The organism is Pseudomonas sp. C9, assembly GCF_002000165.1.
Classification (GTDB): Bacteria; Pseudomonadota; Gammaproteobacteria; order Pseudomonadales; family Pseudomonadaceae; genus Aquipseudomonas.
In genome coordinates this window covers 4902474-4928180 of record NZ_MPAK01000001.1, presented here as the reverse complement: position 1 = coordinate 4928180, position 25707 = coordinate 4902474, and the positions used below count along the sequence as shown (strand labels likewise).

General features: G+C 58.2%; 20 protein-coding genes and 1 pseudogene. 7 read left to right on the top strand and 14 right to left on the bottom strand.

The annotated features are described in order from the left end of the window. Positions 1-57: 57 nt before the first annotated feature. From hxsC to hxsA2, 4 genes are read right to left on the bottom strand one after another with little or no spacing between them, the layout of a single operon-like run. On the bottom strand, positions 58-1221 hold the full coding sequence (gene hxsC, locus BMS17_RS23055) for a His-Xaa-Ser system radical SAM maturase HxsC (RefSeq protein ID WP_077431865.1): 1164 nt from the start codon (positions 1219-1221) through the stop codon (positions 58-60). Next, entirely contained in the window at positions 1215-2672 is a 1458-nt protein-coding gene (gene hxsB / locus BMS17_RS23050) for a His-Xaa-Ser system radical SAM maturase HxsB (RefSeq protein WP_077431864.1), read from the bottom strand. The genes hxsC and hxsB overlap by 7 nt, the downstream gene beginning before the upstream one ends. Further along, positions 2665-2967, bottom strand: a complete 303-nt coding sequence (gene hxsD / locus BMS17_RS23045) for a His-Xaa-Ser system protein HxsD (protein WP_077431863.1) — start codon at positions 2965-2967, stop codon at positions 2665-2667. Before hxsD ends, hxsB begins: the two co-directional genes overlap by 8 nt. Further along, positions 2967-3251: a His-Xaa-Ser repeat protein HxsA2 gene (gene hxsA2, locus BMS17_RS23040; protein WP_077431862.1), complete on the bottom strand. Its 285-nt coding sequence runs from the start codon at positions 3249-3251 to the stop codon at positions 2967-2969. Before hxsA2 ends, hxsD begins: the two co-directional genes overlap by 1 nt. Before the next feature lie 385 nt (positions 3252-3636). On the opposite strand from hxsA2, the gene BMS17_RS23035 reads away from it, so the two are divergent. Together BMS17_RS23035 and BMS17_RS23030 are read left to right on the top strand one after the other, a co-directional pair. Continuing rightward, positions 3637-4194 (top strand): class I SAM-dependent methyltransferase, encoded by a 558-nt coding sequence (locus tag BMS17_RS23035; protein WP_077431861.1) that lies wholly within the window; start codon positions 3637-3639, stop codon positions 4192-4194. A 49-nt stretch (positions 4195-4243) separates the two neighbouring features. Further along, a pseudogene (locus tag BMS17_RS23030) lies at positions 4244-4363 on the top strand (helix-turn-helix domain-containing protein); the annotation flags it as partial. Between the two features lie 195 nt (positions 4364-4558). On the opposite strand, the gene cysS reads toward BMS17_RS23030, so the two are convergent. Then, positions 4559-5941, bottom strand: coding sequence for a cysteine--tRNA ligase (gene cysS / locus BMS17_RS23025; RefSeq protein ID WP_046032514.1), 1383 nt, complete (start codon positions 5939-5941; stop codon positions 4559-4561). Positions 5942-5984: 43 nt separating this feature from the next. Continuing rightward, positions 5985-7682, bottom strand: coding sequence for a glutamine--tRNA ligase/YqeY domain fusion protein (locus tag BMS17_RS23020; RefSeq protein WP_046032515.1), 1698 nt, complete (start codon positions 7680-7682; stop codon positions 5985-5987). 250 nt (positions 7683-7932) lie between these two features. Between BMS17_RS23020 and BMS17_RS23015 the strand changes: the two genes are divergently transcribed. Continuing rightward, positions 7933-8436: a peptidylprolyl isomerase gene (locus tag BMS17_RS23015; protein WP_034146890.1), complete on the top strand. Its 504-nt coding sequence runs from the start codon at positions 7933-7935 to the stop codon at positions 8434-8436. Further along, a complete protein-coding gene (lpxH, locus tag BMS17_RS23010) occupies positions 8433-9185 on the top strand; it encodes a UDP-2,3-diacylglucosamine diphosphatase (protein WP_077431860.1) in 753 nt (250 codons plus the stop codon). The genes BMS17_RS23015 and lpxH overlap by 4 nt, the downstream gene beginning before the upstream one ends. A 127-nt stretch (positions 9186-9312) precedes the next feature. Here the strand turns inward: lpxH and BMS17_RS23005 are convergent, their stop codons facing one another. From BMS17_RS23005 to BMS17_RS22975, 7 genes are all read right to left on the bottom strand, one after another. Further along, the gene (locus BMS17_RS23005; RefSeq protein ID WP_046032517.1) at positions 9313-10842 is read right to left on the bottom strand and encodes a DHA2 family efflux MFS transporter permease subunit; all 1530 of its coding nucleotides are present in this window, start codon (positions 10840-10842) and stop codon (positions 9313-9315) included. Positions 10843-10994: 152 nt separating this feature from the next. Next, entirely contained in the window at positions 10995-12197 is a 1203-nt protein-coding gene (locus BMS17_RS23000) for an efflux RND transporter periplasmic adaptor subunit (protein ID WP_046032518.1), read from the bottom strand. Between the two features lie 15 nt (positions 12198-12212). Further along, positions 12213-13682 (bottom strand): efflux transporter outer membrane subunit, encoded by a 1470-nt coding sequence (locus BMS17_RS22995; protein WP_077431859.1) that lies wholly within the window; start codon positions 13680-13682, stop codon positions 12213-12215. Then, the gene (locus BMS17_RS22990; RefSeq protein WP_046032520.1) at positions 13679-14152 is read right to left on the bottom strand and encodes a MarR family winged helix-turn-helix transcriptional regulator; all 474 of its coding nucleotides are present in this window, start codon (positions 14150-14152) and stop codon (positions 13679-13681) included. Before BMS17_RS22990 ends, BMS17_RS22995 begins: the two co-directional genes overlap by 4 nt. 238 nt (positions 14153-14390) lie before the next feature. Further along, complete coding sequence (locus BMS17_RS22985) at positions 14391-18059, bottom strand: translocation/assembly module TamB domain-containing protein (protein ID WP_077431858.1); 3669 nt, start codon at positions 18057-18059, stop codon at positions 14391-14393. Further along, positions 18056-19783 (bottom strand): autotransporter assembly complex family protein, encoded by a 1728-nt coding sequence (locus BMS17_RS22980; protein WP_077431857.1) that lies wholly within the window; start codon positions 19781-19783, stop codon positions 18056-18058. Before BMS17_RS22980 ends, BMS17_RS22985 begins: the two co-directional genes overlap by 4 nt. A 66-nt stretch (positions 19784-19849) precedes the next feature. After that, a complete protein-coding gene (locus BMS17_RS22975; RefSeq protein ID WP_046032523.1) occupies positions 19850-20500 on the bottom strand; it encodes an N-acetyltransferase in 651 nt (216 codons plus the stop codon). A gap of 309 nt (positions 20501-20809) precedes the next feature. Here BMS17_RS22975 and xthA point away from each other — a divergent pair, with 309 nt between their 5' ends. Both xthA and BMS17_RS22965 read left to right on the top strand, forming a co-directional pair. Further along, positions 20810-21622, top strand: a complete 813-nt coding sequence (xthA, locus tag BMS17_RS22970) for an exodeoxyribonuclease III (protein ID WP_046032524.1) — start codon at positions 20810-20812, stop codon at positions 21620-21622. Positions 21623-21808: 186 nt separating this feature from the next. Beyond that, entirely contained in the window at positions 21809-23149 is a 1341-nt protein-coding gene (locus BMS17_RS22965; RefSeq protein WP_077431856.1) for a substrate-binding domain-containing protein, read from the top strand. A 119-nt stretch (positions 23150-23268) separates the two neighbouring features. Here BMS17_RS22965 and BMS17_RS22960 read toward each other — a convergent pair whose 3' ends face one another. Beyond that, on the bottom strand, positions 23269-24498 hold the full coding sequence (locus BMS17_RS22960; protein WP_046032526.1) for an acyl-CoA dehydrogenase: 1230 nt from the start codon (positions 24496-24498) through the stop codon (positions 23269-23271). 178 nt (positions 24499-24676) lie between these two features. On the opposite strand from BMS17_RS22960, the gene BMS17_RS22955 reads away from it, so the two are divergent. Further along, on the top strand, positions 24677-25606 hold the full coding sequence (locus BMS17_RS22955) for a LysR family transcriptional regulator (RefSeq protein ID WP_046032527.1): 930 nt from the start codon (positions 24677-24679) through the stop codon (positions 25604-25606). Positions 25607-25707: the final 101 nt, after the last annotated feature.

The window sequence follows — 25707 nt, the reverse complement described above, 5'->3', positions numbered from 1 at the left end:
ATTTGCGGACGTGCATGCACTAATGACGCTATGTGACTCACTAAAATGATGCCGAAGTCAGAATGGGACTAGGTGCTTGCTGTAACCGAATTTGACACCCGATGCGAAAAAACCTCCGCATTCGCGTTGTTTTTTACAGCTCTGACACTCAGAAGCGTACTCGTTCTTCCAGTCGCTGATTGATTTACGGTAGTAGGGTTGAATGTCCGGATTCACCAAACACAGCTGATGGTTGTATACCGAGATATTCATGCCGTACTTGGCCAAAATGCCAACTGATTTACTAAGTGTGTCTTTGTACTCGATTGGGTCAATCCACAGCTCCTCAAGATTTGCCCTAGTGAAGCCCATCATCTCAAGACCCATCAACGCCACATGATCAACAAACAGCAGATTGCGTGCGATGAACTCACACAGCTCAGGCAGGCGCCGCACTGATAGCTTGTGAATGACAACTCGGATCTCAACCTTCTGACCCAAACGCTTCAGATTGAGAATGCCCTGAAGGGTTTCATCGAATGCGCCTTGGGCCTGGACGATGTAGTCATGCAGCGTCGGATCGTCCGAATAGACAGGTATTCCGATCATCGCGTCGGGCAATTCAATCTGCGCATACTTTTCGGCGAACGCAGGGTCTTTAAAACTGCGCCCGTTCGAGAGAATGTGGATTGCAGTTCTTGGTAGATAACTTTTTGTCAGACTGATGATCTTAAGGAAGCGCTCCCGATTGGTCGTTGGCTCGCCGCCAGTAAACACCAATTCTGGGGTGTCCTTTGGAATTAGCGGGATCAGGTTTTCCGTTTCATCGAGCAACCATGAATCATCAGCAGCCTTAGGCGGTTGTGAGCACATCAGGCAGTAATGATTGCACTGTTCAGTAATCAGAATGCTGTTGTTGGGCGCCGATGCCCGAAATAGCACACGAATTGTCCGACGATCTGCTGAAAGCCTGACTATGTCACCATCGCCAATGTAGCTGTAGTCATTCGGTAGGAGTGAGTAATCAGAGTCGGGAGGCAGCACTTCAAACAACTCACGATGCTTTTCAAGCAGTAGGTAGTGTGCGAATCCTCGGGGAATCTGGTGATCAGAAACCAGATAGGCCATTTCTCGTCGCAATACTTCAGGCAGATTCCGGCTGGCCGCCACTTTGAGTAAGGTGAGGTCCTTGTGAACATCAACCGCATGGATACGGATAATCTTTCCGCCGAGCTTCAGCATCGATTGGCCCACCCCATAAAAATCCGTTTCGTTTGCTCATCGCTTTCCATCAGCTCAATGAGATGCTTGAAAATCGCCATATTTCGCTTGCAGAAAGAGGACTCGGGTTTTCTTGCAACCACGTCCTTGTGAATGGCGTGATGGTAGACGGGCTCGGCGCCGCAGTAAGGCTCAAACGCACAGTCAGAACACATTGGCGCGCTTAAAGTGAACGAATTCTCCAGTGCATCCAGAAGCTGATCAGAGAGGATTATGTCCTCATAGGAATGCATAAGAATGTTGCCCAACCGAAACGTATGATCGCCCATTTCGGCAAGCATTCGGCTTTCATCTGAGGCGTAGACCGATCCGTCGTAGTTGAACACGATGGCTGCGATGCCAGCACCGGCAGGGTTCATCAAATCAACAAACCCAGGGTCCCCTGATGTCAACATTTTCGTCAGCACAATCGAGGAGTACTGCTCTACAAATCTTATGCCGGACTTGTTCAGTTCAATAATGTACTCAAGACCTTCCTTGTAAAACTCGAGCCAACGCTCCGTGTCATACGACATGAATTTCTTGGTTTTAATCGCAAAGCCGTAAGGGGAAAGCGTACGTAAGAAGATCCCATCAAAGCCCAGCCGCAAGTATTCATCAATGATGTCACGTGCGCGTGGCAGGCTCTTATCTGTGGTTGTCATCAGGGCTGACACTTGGTCATAGCCGAGGGCTGCGCGGGCTTTTTTCAAGCCTTCCTCGAAACGCTGATGACTATCTCTGCCTAGACGTGGGCGATTTGCATTATGCAGATCCATTGGCCCGTCCAGAGAAGATGAAAGCACGATGCTGTGCCGCTTACAGAACTCGAGCATGTCATCCGTCAGAAGCGACAGTGTGGTCGCGATGACGAACCGCAGATCTCGCCCTTCCTTGATGTTGCGCTTTTTTGCTTCAAGAACGACGTATCTCACCATCTCGAAATTCAGCAGTGGTTCGCCACCTTGAAATTCGATTTTGATCGCTGGATTCGGTGACCTAAAAACGAAATCCAACGACTTGTCTGCCATCTCCGTGGTCATGTCGAATTCGCCTTTGCTTTCCGACTGCCTTGATACCTGGCAATACGGACAGCTGTGGTCACAGCGAAGGGTCACCACAAAGATATGTAGATTGGTGAACTGGGCCAGCCTGGACAGCCGTGTGCGTATTTTGAGTGCCAAGAGCTGAAGTGGCGCTTGCTCATTGGTGAAGCGAATGAATTGCTTGGACCGGAGCGTGGGGATCAGCTCTGATGAGAGTGGAAGCGTCTTTCTAATGATCGGCTCAAGCATAGGCGATGGTATAACGTGGAACTCGCCTGCCATGTTGGTGATGACATACTCGTCGTCATTCAGGCGATCAAACTTGAAGGGCAGCAACTCGTAAGGACGTTGCTGCGCGTAGAACTCAAGCTTTTGGAATTTACTCACTGATAAGCCCGGTTTTTGAAAAGGCCAGTCCAAGGATCAAATTTTTGATCGGCTGCGTCTCAGTGCTCAACTGGTGGCGCAATTGATAGTCGAGCACATCCTTCTTGAACTCTTGAACGGCAGATAGGAAGGACAACTCATCAACGCCGATATTCGAGGACAAGGCGCAGATAAACATCCCCTTATCGGCCGCGATATCAACCGTCAGAAAATTCATCGAACGATAAGCGGCTTTCTGCAAAACCTGCGCGTCGTAAAGCCGCTCATCAAAAACGAGCTTATGTGAGTAACCCATCAGGAGCCTGAAGTGTGAGAGGTGTGCGAGGCATGCGAGGCGTGCGAGGCATGGGAGGTGTGGTAGGCCATCATCTGACCTTGGTCTCCGCGTTTGAGAACAAAGGCGAATTGATCACTGCCACCGCGCACCGAAAGGTTTTCGCTTTGAGCTTCAGCCGGGAATGTGTTTGGGGCGTCGGTTATTGGTTCTATAACCTCGTGGGTCGCTATTGCTGATGCTTGTTCAGTTGCCATCGCAGCTGCAAGAGTGGCCATCGGTACCAGAAAGGAGCGTTTTTTCATCTCGAATTTCCCTATCGTTCTTGTGGTTTTTAGGAGTCTCGCTGACACATATCAGTGATGTCAATATGGAATCGACTAGTGGCCTTTTACTCGCCCATAACCTGACAGACGACACGCTTTTTAGTAAAGGCTATAGAAGAGCGAAAAACGGGAGCACAGAGATGGCGCCATATAATTCCTCTATTACCGTCCTTGACGGATGCGGCGCAAAGCCTTTCACGAAAATTGAGACTCCCCACCAGGCACGAGAAGGCGTTATCGAACCTCTTGAGCTATCTTAAACTTTCAGCGCAGGTCAACAGGACCTGATGGCTTTAAAATTGCTTATGGGGCATGCAGTGGTAATTTTGTTTTTAATTTGCAGAGCAATTTTCGCAGGCTCCTTATGAGATTAAGAAATAGTCAATTCGACAGTCATTACAGTCGACATAAAAAGCCGCTATCCGACGACCCTTCTAGTTTCTTAGAGGGGGTGCTTTCAGCCTTGACTTTACATGAAGGGTCAGCTGTTCTTGATGCGGGATGCGGGTACGGTCGTAATTCGGCACTATTATCCAAATATAATTTAAATGTAGTGGCTGCAGATTTTTCTCATAAAAGCTTTAGCAATTCATGGTACTTAGACCATAAGAATATAAACCCAATTGTTTTGGACTGCAGAAAACCACTACCATTCAAAAGCAATTCTTTTTCAGCCGCAATCATCATTCATTTTTACAATAAATATTTAATAGAAAATTTAATCGACATAATTAAACCATCTGGTTTTTTAATTTATGAAAGTATCGGTGGCAACGGTGAAAACTGGCGTGAACTGGGTGTTTCCGGAGAGGTAAAAAAAATTTTGGAGAAAACGTTTATTATCAAACACTACACAGAGCGACTTGTTGGTCCCGATAAAAAATATGCCACCGTAAAATTGGTTGCTCAAAAAATGAGTTAATAGAGCACCTGCGACTATAGACTGAAAGCATTCGCTCGAATGGGTCTACGATGTCAAGGATTTGAATCGGCAGTTGCCGGCGGCCGGGGGGAACATTTCGTATCTGGCGCGGCGACTGGGGGTTAGTCGTAATACCCTTTACAAGCGATTGCGCCAGTCAGAAAGCTGACTGCTACGCAGTCAATCGCGGGCAAGCCTTGCTCCTACAGGATTGCGCCGTACACAGGTTCGGTGAACGACTCTGTCCCGTAGGAGCAAGGCTTGCCCGCGATAGCATCAGCCGAGCCACTGCTGCACTTGAGCCCCCCCAAAAAAAAACAAAAACCCGCACAAGGCGGGTTTTGTTTTGTAGCGATCAAGGCAATCAGTCAGCCAGGCGCCAGGTCGTACCGCCCTTGCCGTCTTCCAGCACCACGCCCATGGCGGTGAGCTGGTCGCGGATGCGGTCGGATTCGGCCCAGTCTTTGGCAGCACGTGCCGCCAGACGCGCAGCAATCAGCGCATCCACTTCAGCGGCATCGACACGCCCTTCGGCGCCCGCTTGCAGGAAGTCATCGGCTTCGAGCTGCAACACACCCAGCACGCTGGCCAGTTCTTTCAGGCGCGCAGCCAGACCGGCCGCTGCATCGAGATCGCTCTCGCGCAGGCGGTTGATCTCACGCACCATCTCGAACAGCACGGCGCAGGCTTCTGGCGTGCCGAAGTCGTCGTTCATCACCTGAGTGAAACGCTCGACGAAGGCTTCGCCGCCAGCCGGTGCCACGTTCGGCAGGCCTTTCAACGCGTGGTAGAAACGCTCGAGTGCGCCTTTGGCGTCCTTGAGGTTGTCTTCCGAGTAGTTGATCGCGCTGCGGTAGTGGCTCGACACCAGCAGGTAACGCACGACTTCCGGGTGGTACTTGTCGAGCACGTCGCGAATGGTGAAGAAGTTGTTCAAGGACTTGGACATCTTCTCGCCATTGATACGAATCATGCCGCAATGCATCCACGCGTTGGCGTAGGTCTTGCCGGTGGCCGCTTCGCTCTGGGCGATTTCGTTTTCGTGGTGCGGGAACTCAAGGTCGCTGCCGCCGCCATGAATGTCGAAAGTCTCGCCCAGGCAGCAGGTCGACATCACCGAGCACTCGATGTGCCAGCCCGGACGCCCGGCGCCCCACGGCGATTCCCAGCTCGGCTCGCCCGGCTTGGCGCCCTTCCACAGCACGAAGTCCAGCGGGTCCTGCTTGGACTCGTCGACTTCGATCCGCGCGCCGATGCGCAGGTCTTCGATTTTCTTGCGCGACAGCTTGCCGTAGCCCATGAACTTGGCGACGCGGTAGTACACGTCGCCATTGCCCGGGGCGTAGGCGTAACCCTTGTCGATCAGGGTCTGGATCATCGCGTGCATGCCGGGGATATGCCCGGTGGCGCGCGGTTCCATGTCCGGCTTCTTGATGTTCAGGCGCGCTTCGTCTTCGTGCATCGCCGCGATCATGCGCTCGGTCAAGGCTTCGAACGACTCGCCGTTCTCGCGGGCACGATTGATGATCTTGTCGTCGATGTCAGTGATGTTGCGCACGTAGGTCAGGTCGTAACCGCTGAACCGCAACCAGCGGGTCACCAGGTCGAACGCAACCATGCTGCGGCCATGGCCCAGGTGGCAGTAGTCGTACACGGTCATCCCGCAGACGTACATGCGCACCTTGTTGCCATCCAGCGGCTTGAAGACTTCTTTGCTCTTGGTGAGCGTGTTGTAGATCGTAAGCACGTTAGTTGCCTTTCTATACAGGCCGGTCAGGCCTGTCACTAAATCACTGGCCCCACGAATCACGCAGAGTCACGGTACGGTTGAATACCGGCTGACCTGGTTTCGAGTCCTTGATATCCGCGACGAAGTAACCTTCGCGCTCGAACTGGAAACGGTCTTCCGGCTGTGCGTTGCCCAGCGAAGGCTCGGCACGACAACCGGTGAGTACCTGCAGCGAATCAGGGTTGATGTTGTCCAGGAAACTGGCGCTGTCTTCGGCCTTCTCAGGGTTGGCCGAACGGAACAGGCGATCGTACAGGCGCACTTCGCACTCGACGCTGGCAGCCGCTGGCACCCAGTGCACCACGCCTTTGACCTTGCGGCCTTCAGGGTTCTTGCCCAGGGTGTCCGGGTCGTATGAGCAACGCAGCTCGACGATGTTGCCGTCGGCGTCCTTGATCGCTTCGTCGGCACGGATCACGTAGCTGCCACGCAGACGCACTTCGCCGGCCGGTTCCAGGCGCTTGTAACCTTTTGGCGGCTCTTCCATGAAGTCTTCACGGTCGATGTAGATTTCACGGGCGAACGGCAGAACGCGCATGCCCATGTCTTCTTTCGGGTGGCACGGCAGTTCGAGGTTCTCGACCTGGCCTTCCGGGTAGTTGGTGATCACGACTTTCAGCGGGCGCAGCACGCACATGGCACGCGGCGCGCTCTGGTCGAGGTCGTCGCGGATGCTGAATTCGAGCATGCCGAAGTCGACCACGCCGTCAGAACGGTTGGTGCCGATCATTTCGCAGAAGTTGCGGATCGATTTCGGCGTGTAGCCACGGCGGCGGAAGCCCGACAGCGTGGACATGCGCGGGTCGTCCCAGCCGTTGACGTGCTTTTCATCGACCAGTTGCTTGAGCTTGCGCTTGCTGGTGATGGTGTAGTTCAGGTTCAGACGGCTGAACTCGTACTGGCGCGGGTTGGCCGGCACTGGCAGGTTTTCGAGGAACCACTCGTACAGCGGACGATGGCTTTCGAACTCCAGGGTGCAGATCGAGTGGGTGATGCCTTCGATGGCGTCCGACTGACCGTGGGTGAAGTCGTAGTTCGGATAGATGCACCACTTGTCACCGGTCTGGTGGTGGTGAGCGTGACGGATGCGGTACATGATCGGGTCGCGCAGGTTCATGTTCGGCGAGGCCATGTCGATCTTGGCTCGCAGCACGCGTGCGCCGTCCGGGAACTCGCCAGCCTTCATGCGGGCGAACAGGTCCAGGTTTTCTTCCACGGAACGCTCGCGGAACGGGCTGTTCTTGCCCGGTTCGGTCAAGGTGCCACGGTATTCCTTGGCCTGTTCAGGGCTCAGGTCGTCGACATAGGCGTTGCCGGACTTGATCAGTTCGACGGCCCAGTCGTGCAACTGGTCGAAATACTGCGAGGCGTAGCGCACTTCGCCGGACCATTGGAAGCCCAGCCATTTGACGTCGCTTTCGATCGCGTCGATGTATTCCTGGTCTTCCTTGGCCGGGTTGGTGTCGTCGAAACGCAGGTGCGTGACGCCGCCGAACTCCTGGGCCAGGCCGAAGTTCACACAGATCGACTTGGCGTGACCGATGTGCAGGTAGCCGTTGGGCTCAGGCGGGAAACGGGTGACGATCTGCGTGTGCTTACCCGAGTCCAGGTCCGCCTGGATGATCGGGCGCAGGAAATTGACCGGCACGGCAGGGCCGGTCTTGGCATTCGAGGTAGGGTCGACAGTGGGCTTGCTCATAGGATCCTTGAACGTACAAGTGCGCGGCCAGAAGAAGGGCCAGATAAAACAAAGCCGCTATCATAGCCGATGCTGTCAAGCACCTGACAGAGCGCGCCTGCAAACGGTCGTATTTAATAGGCCATAAATGAAAAACAGCCTCGAAATTCGCGTCCGGCACGCTAAACTGCGCACCTTGGCTGTTACTGGCCAAACCGGTTGGGGGCTGTAATGCCCCGAAACCCACGAATTCCCAGATAGAGTACCGATCATGACCCAAGTCAAACTGACCACCAACCATGGCGACATCGTCCTGGAACTGAACGCCGAGAAAGCCCCGATCACCGTGGCCAACTTCGTCGAATACGTTAAAGCCGGTCACTACGAAAACACCGTTTTCCACCGCGTCATCGGTAACTTCATGATCCAGGGCGGCGGTTTCGAGCCAGGCATGAAAGAAAAGAAAGACAAGCGCCCAAGCATCCAGAACGAAGCTGACAACGGTCTTTCCAACGACAAGTACACCGTTGCCATGGCCCGCACCATGGAGCCGCATTCGGCTTCCGCCCAGTTTTTCATCAACGTGGCTGACAACAGCTTCCTGAACCACAGCGGCAAGAATGTCCAGGGTTGGGGCTACGCGGTATTCGGTAAAGTGACTGCCGGCACCGACGTTGTCGACAAGATCAAAGGCGTGGCCACCACTTCCAAGTCCGGCCACCAGGACGTTCCAGCAGACGACGTGATCATCGAGAAAGCCGAGATCATTGAGTGATATTGCTGATTTCAGACTTGCATCTGGAAGAGGAGCGCCCGGACATCACCCGGGCGTTTCTGGATTTGCTCGCCGGACGCGCCCGCTCGGCGAGTGCGTTGTACATTCTGGGCGACTTTTTCGAAGCGTGGATTGGCGACGATGCCATGACGCCCTTTCAGCGCTCCATCTGCCAGGCCCTGCGCGAATTGAGCGACAGCGGCACGGCCATTTTTCTGATGCACGGCAATCGCGACTTCATGCTCGGCCAGGCCTTCTGCAAACAGGCCGGCTGCACGTTGTTGAAGGACCCGAGTGTCGTGCAGTTTTATGGCGAGCCGGTGCTGTTGATGCACGGCGACAGCCTCTGCACCCGCGACGAAGCCTATATGAAGCTGCGTCGTTACCTGCGCAACCCCGTCACCCTGTTCATCCTGCGTCACTTGCCGCTGCGCACGCGCCATAAACTGGCCCGCAAGCTGCGCAGTGAAAGCCGCACGCAAACGCGGATGAAGGCCAATGACATTGTTGATGTCACGCCCGAGGAAATTCCGCGAATCATGCAGGAATACGGGGTGAAGACCTTGATCCACGGGCACACCCACCGCCCTGCCATCCATAAACTGCAACTTGGCGAGCAGGCGGCCAAGCGCATTGTGTTGGGGGATTGGGATCGTCAGGGTTGGGCGTTGCAGGTGGATGAGAACGGGTTTGCGTTGGCACCGTTCGACTTCGCCCCGCCGCCGCAACTTGCGGCCCCCACCAACTAACGGCTCAACACAAATCCCTTGTGGGAGCGGGCTTGCTCGCGAAGGTGGATTAGCATTCAACATCTTAGTTGACTGTTACACCGCATTCGCGAGCAAGCCCGCTCCCACATTGGCTCTTCACCTGACTCTAGTGACCGGATGCCGCCGGCCCTGCTTTGGCCGCAAACGGTGGTTTCGCCAGCCACACAATCAGTATCAACCCCATGAACCCCCACCCCAGCAACGTGAAGTAATCCACGGTGGAAAGCATGTACGCCTGACTGGTCAGCACATGATCGAGTTGCGCATACGCCGGACTCCCCGCCCCGCCCAGCGTGTTCAACGCATCGCGGGTTGCCGGGTCGTAAGTGGTGATGCTTTCACTCAGGTACGCGTGGTGCTGATCCGCCCGGCGAATCCAGATCCAGGTGGTCAACGACGCCGCAAAACTACCGCCCAAGGTGCGCAGGAAGGTCGCGAGGCCCGCGCCATCGGCGATCTGGTGCGGTGGCAGGTCTGACATCAGGATGCTCAGGGTCGGCATGAAGAACAGCGCCACGCCAATGCCCATGAACAGTTGCACCAGGGCAATGTGCTGGAAGTCGACTTCATTGGTGAACCCGGCGCGCATGAAACAACTCAGGCCAATCGCCAAAAACGCCAACCCGGCCAACAATCGCAGGTCGAAATCGTGCGCATACTTGCCAACAAATGGCGACAGGATCACCGGCAGAATCCCGATTGGCGCCACGGCCAGACCGGCCCAGGTCGCGGTGTAGCCCATTTGGGTTTGCAGCCACTGCGGCAGGATCAGGTTGATGCCGAAGAACCCGGCGTACCCCAACACCAGCACCAGCGTGCCGATGCGGAAGTTGCGATAGGCAAACAGCCGCAGGTTGACCACCGGATGCTTGTCGGTCATTTCCCAGATCACAAACACCGCCAGCGCAATCGCTGAAATGGCCGCGCCGAGGATGATGAAGTTCGACTCGAACCAGTCCAGGTCATTGCCCTTGTCGAGAATCACCTGCAAGGCCCCGACACCAATGATCAGTGTGATCAAACCAACGTAATCCATCGGCTGACGGCTGGTTTCCACCGGCCGTGCCTTGAGCTGCTGGCGCACCACCATCACCGCGAAAATGCCGATGGGCACGTTGATGAAGAAGATCCACGGCCAGCTGTAGCTGTCGGTAATCCAGCCACCGAGAATCGGCCCGGCAATCGGCGCCACCACCGTGACCATCGCCAACAACGCCAGGGCCATGCCGCGTCTGGCGGGCGGATAAACCGCGATCAGCAGCGTTTGGGTCATTGGGTATAACGGACCGGCGACCAGCCCTTGCAACACCCGAAAGCCGATCAGCTCCGGCATCGAGGTCGAGATACCGCAGAGAAACGAGGCCAGCACAAACAGCACCGTGGCCCACAGAAACAGCTTCACTTCACCGAAGCGCCGACTGAGCCAACCGGTCAGCGGCAGCGCAATGGCGTTGCTCACGGCAAATGAAGTAATCACCCAGGTGCCCTGCTCCGAACTCACGCCCAGGTTGCCGGAAATGGTCGGCAGCGCCACGTTGGCGATGGTGGTGTCGAGCACTTGCATGAAGGTCGCCAGCGACAGGCCGATGGTGCTGAGCAACAGGCTGGGCGGCGTGAAAGAGGCGTTATTGCTCATCGCGAATCCTTTGAAACCGGGTGGGCGCAGCGCCTGTTACTGACGCAGCTGACCTTGTGGGAGCGAGCTTGCTCGCGATGGCGGTGGGTCAACCAACAAAGCTGTTGAATGTTAATGCGCCATCGCGAGCAAGCTCGCTCCCACAGGGCGAATCAGCGTTGCGCGGTTTTGCTGACCGCGGCGCTGTTGTCGTGGATCAATTGGGTGATCATTGCGTCGGCCTCGGCCAACTGACGATCGTAGACATTGGTGCTGAACGAGGCCTTTTGCGGCGGTTGTTGTGCCAGTACCGGGCCGCTCTGGTCGCGCAGGTTCACATTGACCAGCGTCGACAAACCAACCCGCAGCGGATGCTTGGCCAGTTCTTCGGCGTTGATGTGGATCCGCACCGGCACCCGTTGCACGATCTTGATCCAGTTACCGGTAGCGTTTTGCGCCGGGAGCAGGGCAAACGCGCTGCCGGTGCCGGCGCCAAGGCTGTCGATGGTGCCGCTGAATTTCACGTCGCTGCCGTACAGGTCGGCTTCGATGTCCACAGGTTGACCGATGCGCATGTCACGCAGTTGGGTTTCCTTGAAGTTGGCATCGATCCACAGCTGATCCAGTGGAATCACGGCCATCAGCGCAGTGCCCGGCTGAACCCGTTGACCCAATTGCACGGAGCGTTTGGCCACGTAACCGGTGACCGGCGCGATCAAGGTGCTGCGCGAGTTGTTCAGGTAGGCCTGACGCAGTTGCGCGGCGGCCGACATCACGTCCGGGTGCGACGAAACCACGGTGTCATCGACCAGCGCGCTGGTGGTTTTCAGCTGCTGTTTGGCGTTGGCCAGGGCGTTTTGCGCCGAAGTCAGGTCATCGCGAGCGTGGGACAGCTCTTCCTGGGAAATCGCACCGCCGGCGGCGAGGTTTTTCCGGCGATTGAAGTTGTCCTGCGCCTTCTGCACTTCGGCTTGTTGCGCGTTGACCTGAGCCTTCATGCCATCGACGTTACTGTACAAACCACGCACCTGGCGCACGGTGCGGGCCAGATTGGCCTGGGCACTTTGCAGGCCGACTTCGGCGTCGTTCGGGTCGAAGTTGATCAGCACCTGGCCTTCGTGGACGAGGTCGCCATCATCAGCGCCGATACTGACCACGGTGCCAGTCACCAGCGGGGTGATTTCCACGACGTTGCCGTTGACGTAGGCGTCGTCGGTGCTTTCATTCCAGCGCCCGTAGAGTTCGTGATAACCCCAGACGCCGACTCCGGCGAGGACAACCACGATGGCCAGAGCGACCAGCATGACTTTGCGTTTACGCGGATTGCCCGTGTCTTGAGCGTTATGCGGGGCTTGAGGTGTATCGACGGTGGCCATGACAAATACCTTGAATTAGTTGTGCTGCGTGGCTGGGATGGCGTTGGCTGCGGTCAGGGTTTCGCCCTGAAATCCGCCGCCCAGCGCTTGCATCAATTGGATCGACAAGTCGATCTGCTCGGCATTCAGGTTGGCCAGCTGACGCTGGGCCTGGAGCAATTGCTGCTCGATGCTGAGCACGTCCAGGTAGTTACCGATGCCGGAACCGTACCGCTGGACCACGGTGTTGTAAGAATCCTGGGCAATGTCGGTGGCGTGCTGCTGAGCACCGATTTGCCGGCCGATATCGCGTAACTGGTTGATCGTGTCGCTGACATCGCCGAGCGCTTTCACCAGGCTTTTGTTGTACTGCGCCACCGCGAGGTCGTAATCGGCATCGCGCGAATCGAGGTCGGCGCGCAGCCGGCCGCCGTCGAAAATCGGCACCGAAATGGTCGGCGCGACATTAAAGAAGCGACTGGCCGACCCGAACATGGCATCCCCTAACAACGATTCGGCACCGGCGGCGGCGCTGAGGTTCAAGTTGGGATAGAACTGGGTCTTGCCGGCGGCAATGTTCTTGCTCGCCGCCTCGACCCGCCAGCGTGCAGCCACCAGGTCCGGGCGGCGACCCAGCAACTCGGCGGGCAATACCGACGGCAATGCCACGGCGCTGGCCTGGAGGATTTTTGGACGGGCGATTTCGTTGCCGCGATCCGGGCCTTTGCCGAGCAACACCGCCAGGGCGATTTTTGCGCTGTTCAGGCGTTTTTCAGCGTCGATCAGGCTGGCTTCGGAAGTGGCTTCCAGGCTTTCGGTTTGCTGGAACTGATACTGGCTGTCGATGCCCGAACTCAAGCGACGCTGGCCCAGATCGAGCATTTGCCGGGTGCGCTTGAGGTCCTCGTTGGCCAGGTCGTAAACGATGTGCGCCTGACCCAGATCGCTGTAGGCGCGGGCAACATCGGCGGACAAGGTCAACTGGGCGGCCTGCTGATCGACTTCGGCAGCGCGGGCTTCGCCCAACGCCGCTTCCCAGGCGTCACGCTGACCGCCCCAGAGGTCGAAGTTGTAATTGAAGCTGGCACCGATGTTACGCACGGTGGCGTAAGTACCGCCCTGCCCGCTCGGGTCCTGATCCCGGGAGAGTCGCGAACGGCTGACGCCAGCGCTCGCGTCGAGGGTCGGCATGCGGGCGGCGTCGGCGGCGTAAGCGGCAGCGCTGGCCTGGTGGGCACGGGCGTCGGCAATTTGCATGTCCGGGCTGTCGTGCAAAGCTTCGTGGATCAAACCGTCCAGCTGCGGATCACCGAGGCTTTTCCACCAATCGTTTTTTGGCCAGGCCGCTGGCGACAACGTGACGCCGTTCAACGATTGTCCGGCCTTCAGGTTTTTCGCATCGAGGCTGACGCCTTCGGTGGTCAGGCCGCTGTAGCTGGCGCAACCCGCCAGCGTCATGGCCAACAGCACCAGACTCAGGCTCGTGCGCAGGGTTTTACTGTTCATTTGTCACCTACCCGCAGCAGGGTGATCGAGTCACCGGCAGCCACCAGGATTTTCTTGAGGATGTGTTCCAGGGTCTTGAGTTCTTCAGGGGTGATGGCGCCGGCCAGTTCGTTCATCGCTTCTGCACCGATGTGCGGCAGGCGGTCGGCGAGCTTCTGGCCGTCTTCGGTCAGTACCAGTTGAACCTGGCGGCGATCCGCCTCGCTGCGTTGGCGGGCGAGGAAACCCTTCTGTTCCAGACGATCGAGCATGCGGGTCATCGAACCACTGTCCAGCGACAGATGACGGCACAGCTCGGCCGGCGTATCGACGCCGTATTGGCCAATGATGATCAGCACTTTGAACTGCGCGGCGGTGATGCCGTGGGGTTCCATATGGGTGTCGAGAATCCGGTCCTTGAGCAGCGCGGCGCGCCCGAGCAGGAGCCCGAGGTGGCAATTCTGGAAATCGTCCGGAGAGAAATGTTTCATCTGGCCACCAATTAGCTGCCTAGGCAGAGAATGTATGACGAGATGTTACTGCCTAGGCAGCCAATGTCAACGCAATAGTTAGGTTGCTTCGTATTTAGTTGACCAAAGGCGTCGGATATTGTGGCGCGCGCACGGACGCTATCGCGGGCAAGCCCGCTCCCACAGGATCGGTGTAATCCCCTGTGGGAGCGGGCTTGCCCGCGATGGCAGCGACTCGGTTTGAAAAAGTGACGGGGTCTTAGAAATCCCGCTTGTAGAAGATGTCCAGCGAACTGGCCACGCCGCTGGCGGCTTCGAGGTAGACCTTCTTGCTCAGCTTGTAGCGCAAGGCAATGGTGTTGGACGGTTCAAACACGCCAACGCCATAACGCAAACTGAGCTTCTCGGAGATATTGCCGCTGGCAACCACGCTGGTGGTGCTGCCACTGCCCTGGGTATCGAGCTGGAAATCCTGAATCCCCAGGTCCTTGGCCAGCCCGCCAGTCACTCCCGAACTGCCCATCAAGCCCAACCCAAGCGCAGCTTGGGCAAGCATGTTGTTATCTTCGCCGTTGCTGCTCAGCGGACGACCCAGTACCAGATAGGACAAGGCCTGCTCCTGGCTCATGGCCGGCTCGGAGAAGATCTGCGTGGTCGGTTGTTCGGCGCTGCCGCTCAGGCGTATACCGGCAATCACGTCATCGGTCTGGCGAATCGCCTCGACGTCCAGGTAAGGCTGATCGAGCGGGCCGGCAAACAACAAGCGCGCCCGGCGCACGGTCAAGCGCTGACCGTAGGCGCGATAACGCCCGTCGTTGAGCCACAACTCGCCGCGTGTGTCCAGGTTGTCGCCAATGTGCACATGCCCCTGCACATTCGCGGTCAGGCCAAACCCGGCAAAGCTCAGTTTGTCTTCGCCGACCACCACATCGATGTCCATCTTCATGGCCAGGGGTGGTTTGCCCTCTTCGGTCTGCTGACCGACGATCACCACGTCATCGGACACCTTGACTGTGGAAGGCGGCAACTCACGAATGGTGATCTCGCCTCTGGGCACCAGTACTTTGCCGGCGATGGCCAACTCGTCACCTTTCATCGAGATCTTCAGGTCGGGCGCGACTTCCAGCTTGGCGTAAGGCTCGACGGTGACCGGTAATTGCGAGCCCTTGAGCGCCAGGTCGACCATGAGTGCCTGCCCCCAGTCGATGTTGCCGCTGAGAGTACCCTGCCCGGTCTTGCCGCTTTTCCAGTCGCCGTCCAATTGCACGGTTTCACCGGCAATTACCGCGCGCAGTTGCAAGGCTTGCAGCGCCATCGGCAACTCGGCCCCGGAGACTTCACCGTCGCTGAGCAGCAGGCTGCCGTTGACCTGCGGCGCCAACAGGCCACCGGAAATCGTGCCACTGCCATTCAAACGCCCGGTCAGCTTTTCGACCATCGGCACGAATGGCCGCGCCACCGACAGGTCCAGCCCACTGAGGCGGAACGAGCCGCTCACAGGTTTGCTCTTGGGCAGCGGATTGATCTGCGCCTGGACCATCAGCTCGCCGAGCTTGCCGCCGACGAAGTTGAGGTCAGTGTCGATGCGTTTGGGCGTGAGTTTGCTGGTGATTTTCAGCGTCTGGTACGGGAAGTCCAGCCACTGGTCCTTTTCCTTCATGCGCAACGTACCGCCGCTGGCGTCGATGCTGATCTGGCCGTTCGGACCGCTGGCCGGCAAGTCCAGTTGCAGGTCGGCATTGAGACTGCCCTTCCAGGCGAAATCTTTCGGCAACCACTGCGCCAGGCTGTCGATCGGGAACTGCTTGAGGTGATAACGCAACTTCGGCTCAGGCATCAGGCGCGAATCCTCACCACACAGACTGGCCGGGCCGGACGCCCAGCAATGTGCCCCGAAGGTGATTTGGCCGTCCGCCAGTCGTTCCAGTTTCGCCGGGCTTTGCAGCTTCCAGTCTTGCCCGCCGGCCTGGATATCGCCGTTGGCCAAGCGCCCGCGCCAGTTGCCCTGATTCAGATTGCCATCGAGGCCGAGCGCCAATTTGAGCTTCGGCCCTTGCAGGTCGAGCGTCAGTTTCTGGTTTTTGATGTCGCCCTGACCGCTGGCGGTCAGCGTTCCCAGCGACGTATCACCGGCCTGGATGCCGCTGCCCTTGAGCTCGATTTTCGCCCGTTGCGCACTGTCGAGGGTCGCGTCCAGGTTCAGGCTTTGCAGGCGATTGTCCTGGAACGCCAGTTGCGAACCTTGCAGCCCTAGCTTGCCTTGCGGCGCCTTCAGCGTACCGGCGACATCGATGCGCCCGTTCAGTTGCCCACGAAGTTGCGGCCAGAGTTGCGCCAGACGCGGCAGGTTGATGTCGATCTGCCCGGCGAGTTTCTGCTGCAGGCTGCCTTTGCCATTGATGCTGTTGTCGCCCAGACGAACGTGCAGCGCATTGAGGTTCCATTGCTCGCCGCCACCGTCAGCCTTGGCCTGAATCACCGCCGGCTGGCCACGCAGTTTGCCTTTCAGATCGAGGTCGGCGGTCAGGCTGAGCTGTTCATTTTTCATCTCGCCTTTGCTGCGCAAGGGCCCAGCGAGGGTGCCCGGCAGTTCCGCCACCCAATACGCCGGGTTGATCGCCGAGAGGTCGAGCGCCGTATCCCAGGCAATGCCGTCGGCGAATTGCAGGTTCAGATGCCCTTCGGCCTTGCCCTGCCCCGCCTGGAGCTCAATCTGTTGCAGGTAGATTCTCGTCAGGTCGCCGCTGAACGGGCTGTTCAGGGTGAAAGCGCCGGCCGGCCCATCCAGTGCAGCGTTGAAGCTGCCAAGGTATTTTCCGTCGGTGTAGGAGATGTCGCCATTGAAGCGGCGCAACGCGACGTCCGGTTCGTCGATCAGCGGATAGAGTCGGTGCCACGGGAAATCCTGCCAGTCGATCTTCGCATCGGCGCTCAGGCCTTTGCTCCAGTCCAACTGCCCGGTGAGTTTGAGGGATTGCTTGTCGTTGGCCGTCAGGTCCAACCCGGCAATCTGCGCGCCCTTGGCGTCGACCTTGCCTTGCAGCAGTAACGCGACCGGGCCTTGCTCGGCGGGCAAAGAGGCTTTGCCGAGCAATTGATAACCGTTTTTCAGGTCGCCGTCGCCGGTCAGTTCCAGTTGATTGAGTTGCAGCGTGTCCGGCAGGTCGGCACTGGCCTTGAAGCCATAGGCGGTGATCCGCACCTTGGCCGGCAGGTTTTCCACCAAGGGTTGCAGTTCAGCGGTCAGTTGCCCGTTCAGGTAACCGCTGCTGTCGGCTTTCAAGTTCAGGGTTTTCAGCAGATCGCCGTCAACCTTCAACGCCAGTGTCCAAGGCCCCGGGGTCGCCAGGGTCAGATTGCCTTCAGCCTTGAGTGGCCAATTACCGCTGGGCTGCAACAGGCCGGAGAGGTTCAGGCTCAGGTCATCGCGTTGCAACTTCACCGAGTCGATCTGCAAGCCTTGCACCGTCCAGTGCGCCGCCAATTGCAGGCCTTTGAGCGCTTCGCTGCCATTGAACAGCAGGCTGCCGACCTGGACGTCACCCAGCTCGATCGCCACGGGCAACTTCAATTCCGGAAGGCTGAGCGGCCCGCTGCTTTGCTCTTCAGCGCCCGGGGGAAATTGCAGGCTGACCTGGTCAGCCTTCACTTGCTCAAGGCACAGGGTCATGCGCGTCAGGCACAACGGTGACCAGGCGAAAATCACCTTGCTCAGTTCAACCCGGCGGGTGTCTTGCTGCCACAGCACATGATCGGCGCTCCACTGTCCGCCCAAACGGCCCTGGAAATTCTCGACGGTCAGACCCGGTACAAACCCTAAAGCCCAGCGGCTGCCCGTGGCTGTACCCAGCACCGACACCACGCTCAGCAGCACCAGCATCAGCAGCGCCAGAATCGCCAGCAGCGTTATTTTCAAACCACGATTCAAAGCTCAGGCCCCATGGAAAAGTGCAGTCGAATGCCGCCGTCGTCGTCCAGCGCATGGGCCAGGTCAAGACGGATCGGCCCTACCGGCGAGACCCAGCGCACGCCGATACCCACACCGGTCTTGAGGTTCGGCAATTCGAGTGTATTGAAGGCGTTGCCCTGATCAACGAAGGTCGCGACCCGCCATTTTTCGGCGACGGAATATTGGTATTCGGCGCTGGCTGCGACCATGTAGCGGCCGCCGATGCGGTCGCCCTCGGAGTTTTCCGGGGACAGGCTTTGATAGTCGTAACCGCGCACGCTCTGATCACCACCGGCGAAAAACCGCAGCGACGGCGGGACTGAGCTGAAGCCATTGGTGGCGCTGCCGCCCACCTGCACCCGGCCGAGAAAGCGGTGTTTGTCAAAGACCGTGGTCAAGCCTTTCACCAACGCGGTGCCGTATAGCAAGTTGCTGTCTGAACCCAGGCCTTCTTTCGCCACTTTGGACTCGAATTGCAGGCGATAGCCGTTGTGCGGGTCGATGCGGTTGTCACTTTTCAGGTAGGAATAGCTGACGCCGGGCATCAGCAACGTACTCAAACCCGCGTCGTCACCCAGTGAGTAATCCTCACGCTGCCATTTCAACGACACCACGCGCTGCCAGCCACTGGGTAACTTGCTGTGCCATTCCGGGCCGAGGGTCAGCAGCTTGCTGTGGGTGTCGGTGCCGGCGATGTCTTCGTTCTGGTAACCACCGGCAAAACGCAGTTTGTCGGTCAGTGGCGGGTCCAGCGGGATGTCGTAGAACAGCCCGACGTTTTGCCGGGGCGCCGATAGCTCGGCTTCCCAGCCATAACTATGCCCCTGCGGATTGACCCAGTGCCGGGTCCAGTTGGCCTTGATCCGGGGACCGACGTCCGTGGAATAACCCAGGCCCAGGCCCATGGTTCGCGGCTTGCGCGTTTCGAGTTTGACGTCCACCGGGATCACGTCATCTTTGGATGCCGTGGGTGCTGCATCGACGCGCACACCTTCGAAATAGCCACTCGATTGCAACGCCTGATTGAGCTCGGCGATGAGCTCAGAGTCATAAGGCGCGCCGGCCTTGAACGGCACCATGCGTTGCAGCAGGTCTTCATCGAAAGGCGTGTCGCCTTCGAAACTGACCTTGCCCAGCGCATAACGCGGGCCGCTGTTGTAGATCAGTTCGATATCGGCCACGCCGGCGCGCGGGTCCACCGACAACTTCTGGCTGGTGAAGTGACCACTGAAAAAGCCGAAGCGCGAGGCTTGATTCTGGATCAGGCGCTTGGCGTCTTCGTAATGACCATGATTGAGCACCGCGCCAGTTTTCAGCGACGCGCCTTGGGGCACACGAAAAGATTTGAGGGAAGCCGCCGGGCCGTCGACGCGAATCGTGACATTGCGCAGGTGTACCGGCTCGCCGGGGTCGATGTTGAGCACCAGGCGCGGCGTCTTGCCACCCTTCACATTACTGTCGATCTGCGGCTGGTAATAACCCAAGGCCTGGGCGGCCTTGCGCGCCTGCTGCTCGGCGCCACGACTGAAGCGCAGCAGCGCTTCTTCGTCACGATCGCCGAGGTTGCCGATATAGCCCTCTACATTGGCTTTCAGCTCATCATTGGACGGTTTGATCCGCACATCCAATTCACTTTGGGCCAGTGCCGCACTGCTGGTTAACAGCATCAGTACGCCACTGGTAAATCTTCCTGGAAACTTCATAGGCACGGATGCTATCACGAGCTTGGGAGCGTGATAGAGCGTGGGGAGGCGTTAAAGTTCTACCGTTTATGCCGTCGCGGTGTGCAAAACCTGCGGATTGGCATGGAAAAAAACGTGCTCGCGGATGGGTCCTACAGCGACCTCGCCGATTTCCTCGTAACCCTGACGTTTATAGAACTCCAGGTAGCGAGGATTCCCGGTGTCGAGGATCACACCCTCGGAGGTTTCATCGACGGCGCACCAGTTATGCACCGCTTGCAGCAGTTGCTCGCCAAAATGTTTGCCCTGAAATTGCGGGTGAATGCCCAGCAGCGGCAACACATGGACCGAGTCCGTGGGCAGACAGGCCGCGACGGCGGCGTGGTAGTCGAGGTAGCGGCGGGTGCAACGAAACCCGGCACTGAGCACCATGCGTAAACGCCAGGCCCAACTTTCGGTGATGCCCAGGCGTCGTTGCGGCGGCGCGATCAGCGCAATACCGATCAAACGGTCGTTGACCAGCAGGCCAATGGCCGGCAACTCCTGGACAAAGTGCTGCTTGACCAGCTCACGCACGGTCGCCCGCACGCGATGTTCATAACCGGGGCGTTCGGCCTCGAACAGGTAACCGAAGGTCGGTTCGTGGCGGTAAGCGTGGTAAAGCAGGGAGCGCGCTTCGTGGGCATAGCCGCTGTCGAGCATGTGGATATCGGCAAGGGCGGTAGAGGTTTCAGGCATAACGGTTAATCTCCCCGGTACAGCTCAAATGGCTGTGCTCTTCTTGGTACGAGCCTATCGGTGCTGACACAGTTCCCTACTGATCGATATCAGTGTTGACTGTGATGACGCCATCGTCGGAACGCCGCCCGGAACAAGCTCGGCTCCCACAAAGGTATAGACCAGACTCGGACTGTAGGAGTGAGCCTGCTCGCGATGAGGCCCGCATTGGCGATGAAAGACCTACCTCCGGACACGAATCCCCTCACCCCACGCTGGCCCGATTCCTACATGTCAGCTAGCATCGCCCTTTTGCCAGGACTGCCGACCATGAAGATCGTCTCCTTCAACATCAACGGGCTGCGTGCTCGCCCACATCAGCTGGCGGCGCTGATTGAAAAACATCAGCCAGACGTCATCGGCCTGCAGGAAACCAAGGTTCACGACGACCAGTTCCCCCTGGCCGAGGTTCAGGCGCTGGGCTATCACGTGTACTTCCATGGGCAGAAAGGCCATTACGGCGTCGCCCTGCTCTCGCGCAAAGAACCGCTGGCACTGCACAAAGGGTTCGCCACCGATGAAGAAGACGCTCAGCGCCGCTTCATCTGGGGCACATTCGCCGACGCCAACGGCGTGCCGGTGACGATCATGAACGGCTATTTCCCACAGGGCGAAAGCCGCGATCACCCAACCAAGTTCCCGGCCAAGGAACGTTTCTACAGCGACCTGCAACAATTGCTGGAAAGCCAGTTCAGCAACGATCAGCCGCTGGTGGTGATGGGTGACGTCAATATTTCCCCGGAAGACTGCGACATCGGCATCGGCCCGGACAACATGAAACGCTGGCTGAAAACCGGCAAATGCAGTTTCTTGCCGGAAGAGCGCGAATGGATGGCACGTCTGAAAAACTGGGGCCTGGTGGACAGTTTCCGTCACCTCAACCCGGACGTGGCCGATCGTTTCAGTTGGTTCGACTACCGCAGTCGTGGCTTTGAAGATGAACCCAAGCGCGGGCTGCGGATTGACTTGATCATGGCCTCCCATGGCTTGTTGCCACGGATCAAGGACGCCGGCGTGGATTACGACCTGCGCGGGATGGAAAAACCGTCCGATCACGCGCCGATCTGGCTTGAGTTGAGCTGATCCCAGGCTTTACACAAATCAAAATGTGGGAGCTTGCTCGCGATTGGGGACTTTCAGCCAACATAGATGTTGGAAGTGCCACCGTCATCGCGAGCAAGCTCGCTCCCACATAAGTTAACTGTCATCTTTCGGAAACCTTGCTGACTTATTGTCCCCGCACTTTCTTTGTTTTTTTAAGGTGCGGGCATGACGCTGCGCGTTTTGTTTGTGTTGATGCTGTGCGCCGGCCTGCCATTGACGGCATCGGCCGGTGATTTACCGACAACCGCCAATGGCCCGGTGCTGCGCATCCAGGGTTCCAACACCATCGGTGCGGCCTTGGGTCCGGCGCTGGTCGAAGGCATGCTGCGCGAACAGGGCCTGCTCAAGGTTCACAGCGAAGCACCGGACAAAGCCAACGAACTGCAAGTTGTCGGCGAAACGGCCCAAGGCCATCGCGTCGTGGTGGAGGTCGCGGCCCACGGTTCCAGCACCGGTTTCACCGCGCTGAAAAACAGGTCCGCCGACCTCGCCGCGTCTTCGCGCCCGATCAAGGACAGCGAACGGGTCGACCTAGAACCCTTGGGCGACTTCAAAAGCCCCGACGCCGAACAAGTCATCGCGATCGATGGGCTGGCCATCATCCTGCACCCGCAAAACCCGCTGAACCAACTCGATACCGAACAACTGGCGCGAATTTTCAGTGGCGAAGTCAAAACCTGGGAAGAACTCGGCGGCAGAGGCGGCGCCATTCATTTGTATGCGCGGGATGACCAATCGGGCACCTACGACACCTTCAAGGAATTAGTCCTCAGCCGTCGTGGAAAAACGCTCAACAGCGCTGCGAAACGCTTCGAATCCAGTGAGCAATTGTCCGACGCGGTCAGTCTGGACCCGCAAGGCATCGGTTTCATCGGCCTGCCGTATGTGCGCCAGGCCAAAGCCGTGGCCATCGTCGACGGCCAATCCCAGGCAATGCTGCCACTCAATAGCCTGATCGCCACGGAAGACTATCCGCTGTCGCGCCGGCTGTTCTTTTACCTGCCGCCCCACGCCCAAAACCCTTGGGCCGAGGCCTTGGCGACGTTCGCTCAAAGCAATAAAGGCCAGGCGATTGTCGCGGCCAACGGTTTTATCGCTCAGACCGTCCAGGCCATCACGGTGACGCCGAACGCGCTGATGCCCGAGGCTTACCAGGCGCTCAGTCGCCATGCTCAGCGACTGTCGGTGAATTTCCGCTTTGAAGAAGGCAGTGCCACGCTGGACAACAAGGCCCAGCAAGACCTGTCACGGGTGCTCGACTATATAAAGCAGCACGGCAAGACCAACCGCGAGGTCACGCTGGTAGGGTTTGGTGACGCCAAGAGTGACCCGGCGCGTGCCGATCTGCTGTCGAAGCTGCGGGCGATGGCCGTGCGGCGGGAATTGGTGAAAAGCGGTGTGGTGTTTCGCGAGATCCGCGGTTTTGGCGCCGAAATGCCGGTGGCGACCAATAGCGGCGATGAGGGGCGGATCAAGAATCGGCGGGTTGAGGTTTGGGTGTATTGAGTCAGATGCTGATACGGTGGATCGGCTGACGCTATCGCGAGCAAGCTCGGCTCCCACAGGGGTCACGCTGTACCTGTGGGAGCTGGGCTTGCCCGCGATGAACGATGACGCGGTCTAACTTACTGCCCGCTACGCATCATCTCTTTGGGCACGTACTTGCCGATCTCGAACTTGCCAATGGCTGCGCGGTGTACTTCGTCCGGGCCGTCGGCCAGGCGCAGGGTGCGCTGCATCGCATACATGTAGGCCAGCGGGAAATCGTTGGACACCCCGGCCCCGCCATGGATCTGGATCGCCCGGTCGATGACCCGCAATGCCACGTTTGGCGCAACCACCTTGATCTGCGCGATTTCGCTCTTCGCCACCTTGTTGCCCACGGTGTCCATCATGTACGCCGCTTTTAATGTCAGCAGGCGTGCCATGTCGATTTCCATCCGCGAGTCGGCAATCTTGTCGATATTGCCACCCAGGCGTGCCAACGGCTTACCGAACGCAGTACGGCTGACCGAGCGTTTGCACATCAATTCCAGCGCCCGTTCAGCCATGCCGATCGAACGCATGCAGTGGTGAATCCGGCCTGGGCCAAGGCGGCCCTGAGCGATTTCGAAGCCGCGCCCTTCGCCCAACAGGACGTTTTCGTACGGCACGCGGACGTTTTCGAACAGCACTTCGGCGTGGCCGTGAGGCGCGTCGTCATAACCGAACACAGGCAGCGGACGCACGATCTTCACGCCCGGGGCATCCACCGGCACCAGAATCATCGAGTGCTGTGCGTGGCGCGGTGCATCCGGGTTACTCAGGCCCATGAAAATCAGAATTTTGCAGCGTGGATCGCAGGCACCTGAGGTCCACCATTTTTTGCCGTTGATGACCCACTCGTCACCATCACGCACGGCGCGGGCGGCCATGTTGGTGGCGTCGGAGGACGCAACGTCCGGCTCGGTCATGGCGAACGCCGAGCGGATCTCGCCGCGCAGCAGTGGTTCGAGCCAGCGTTGTTTCTGTTCTTCGTTGGCGTAACGCACCAACACTTCCATGTTGCCGGTGTCGGGTGCCGAGCAGTTGAACGGTTCTGGCCCCAGCAACGAGCGGCCCATGATTTCAGCCAATGGCGCGTATTCGAGGTTGGTCAGGCCGGCACCGAGTTCGGACTCAGGCAGAAACAAATTCCACAGACCTTCAGCCTTGGCCTTGAGTTTAAGTTCTTCCATGATCGCGGTCGGCTGCCAGCGATCACCTTCGGCAACCTGGCGCTCGAACACGGCTTCGGCGGGATAAACGTAAGTGTCCATGAACGCGGTCACGCGCTCACGCAGTTCTTGCACCTTGGGCGAATAAGCGAAATCCATGAGCAATTACCTTCTTGGGCAGAGGTTGTTTAGGTCATGCGATTGATGCTAGAACAGCGCTGATAATTTACCTAGCCTATTCTCGGCGTGTATTAACATTCATCACCGATATATGATCGGGTGATCGCCAAGGCCTCCGGCCACAACGAAATGCCCCAAACAATAAGAGTGCAGCGCAATGAATCTGAGCAAGGTCGACCTCAACCTTTTCATCGTCTTCGACGCGATCTACACCGAAGCCAACCTGACCCGTGCCGGGCAGATTGTCGGCATTACTCAGCCAGCGGTCTCGAACGCTCTGGCTCGCCTGCGCGAGACCTTCAACGATCCGTTGTTTGTACGCACCGCCCAAGGCATGGTGCCGACGCCGATGGCGCAGAACATCATCGGGCCGGTGCGTAACGCCCTCTCTCTACTGCGCGTATCGGTGCAGGAAAGCCGCATATTCAACCCGCTGCAGGCGGTCAAGACCTACCGCATCAGCATGACCGACCTCACTGAAGCGGTGATCCTGCCGCCGCTGTTCCAGCGCCTGCGCCGTCTGGCCCCGACAGTGATCATCGAAAGCTTCCTGTCCAAGCGCCGCGAGACCACCAAGGAACTGGCGGCCGGGCGTCTCGACTTCGCGGTGGATGCGCCGCTCAACACCGACCCGCAGGTGCGTCACGTCAAGTTGATGGAAGACCGCTACGTGTGCGCCATGCGCAAGGGGCATCCGCTGGCGGGTAAAGAGAAATTCACCCTGGATGATTACCTGTCGCTGACCCACATCCACATTTCCAGCCGCCGCAGCGGTCTGGGCCATGTCGACCTGGCTCTGGGGAAGATGGGCATCCAGCGCAAGATCGCGCTTCGGTCCCAGCACTATTTGATGGCCTCGCAAGTGTTACAGCAGACCGACATGGTCATGACCGTGCCGGAGCGCTTCGCCCGTCGCAATGACTTGCACGCCTTCAGCCTGCCGGTCAACGACGTGCCACCGGTGGAAACGCACCTCTACTGGCATGAAAGCACCGACCAGGACCCGGCCAACCGCTGGATGCGCGAGCAGATGATCGAGTTGTGCCAGCAGGTGACGGCGCATGAGAAGAAGCTCGAAAAAGTGTAGGACTGTAGACCGAGGCGCCCCCTTCGCGAGCAAGCCCGCTCCCACACTAGATCTCCAGTGAACGTAGCATTTTCGTTCGACGCAGATCCAATGTGGGAGCG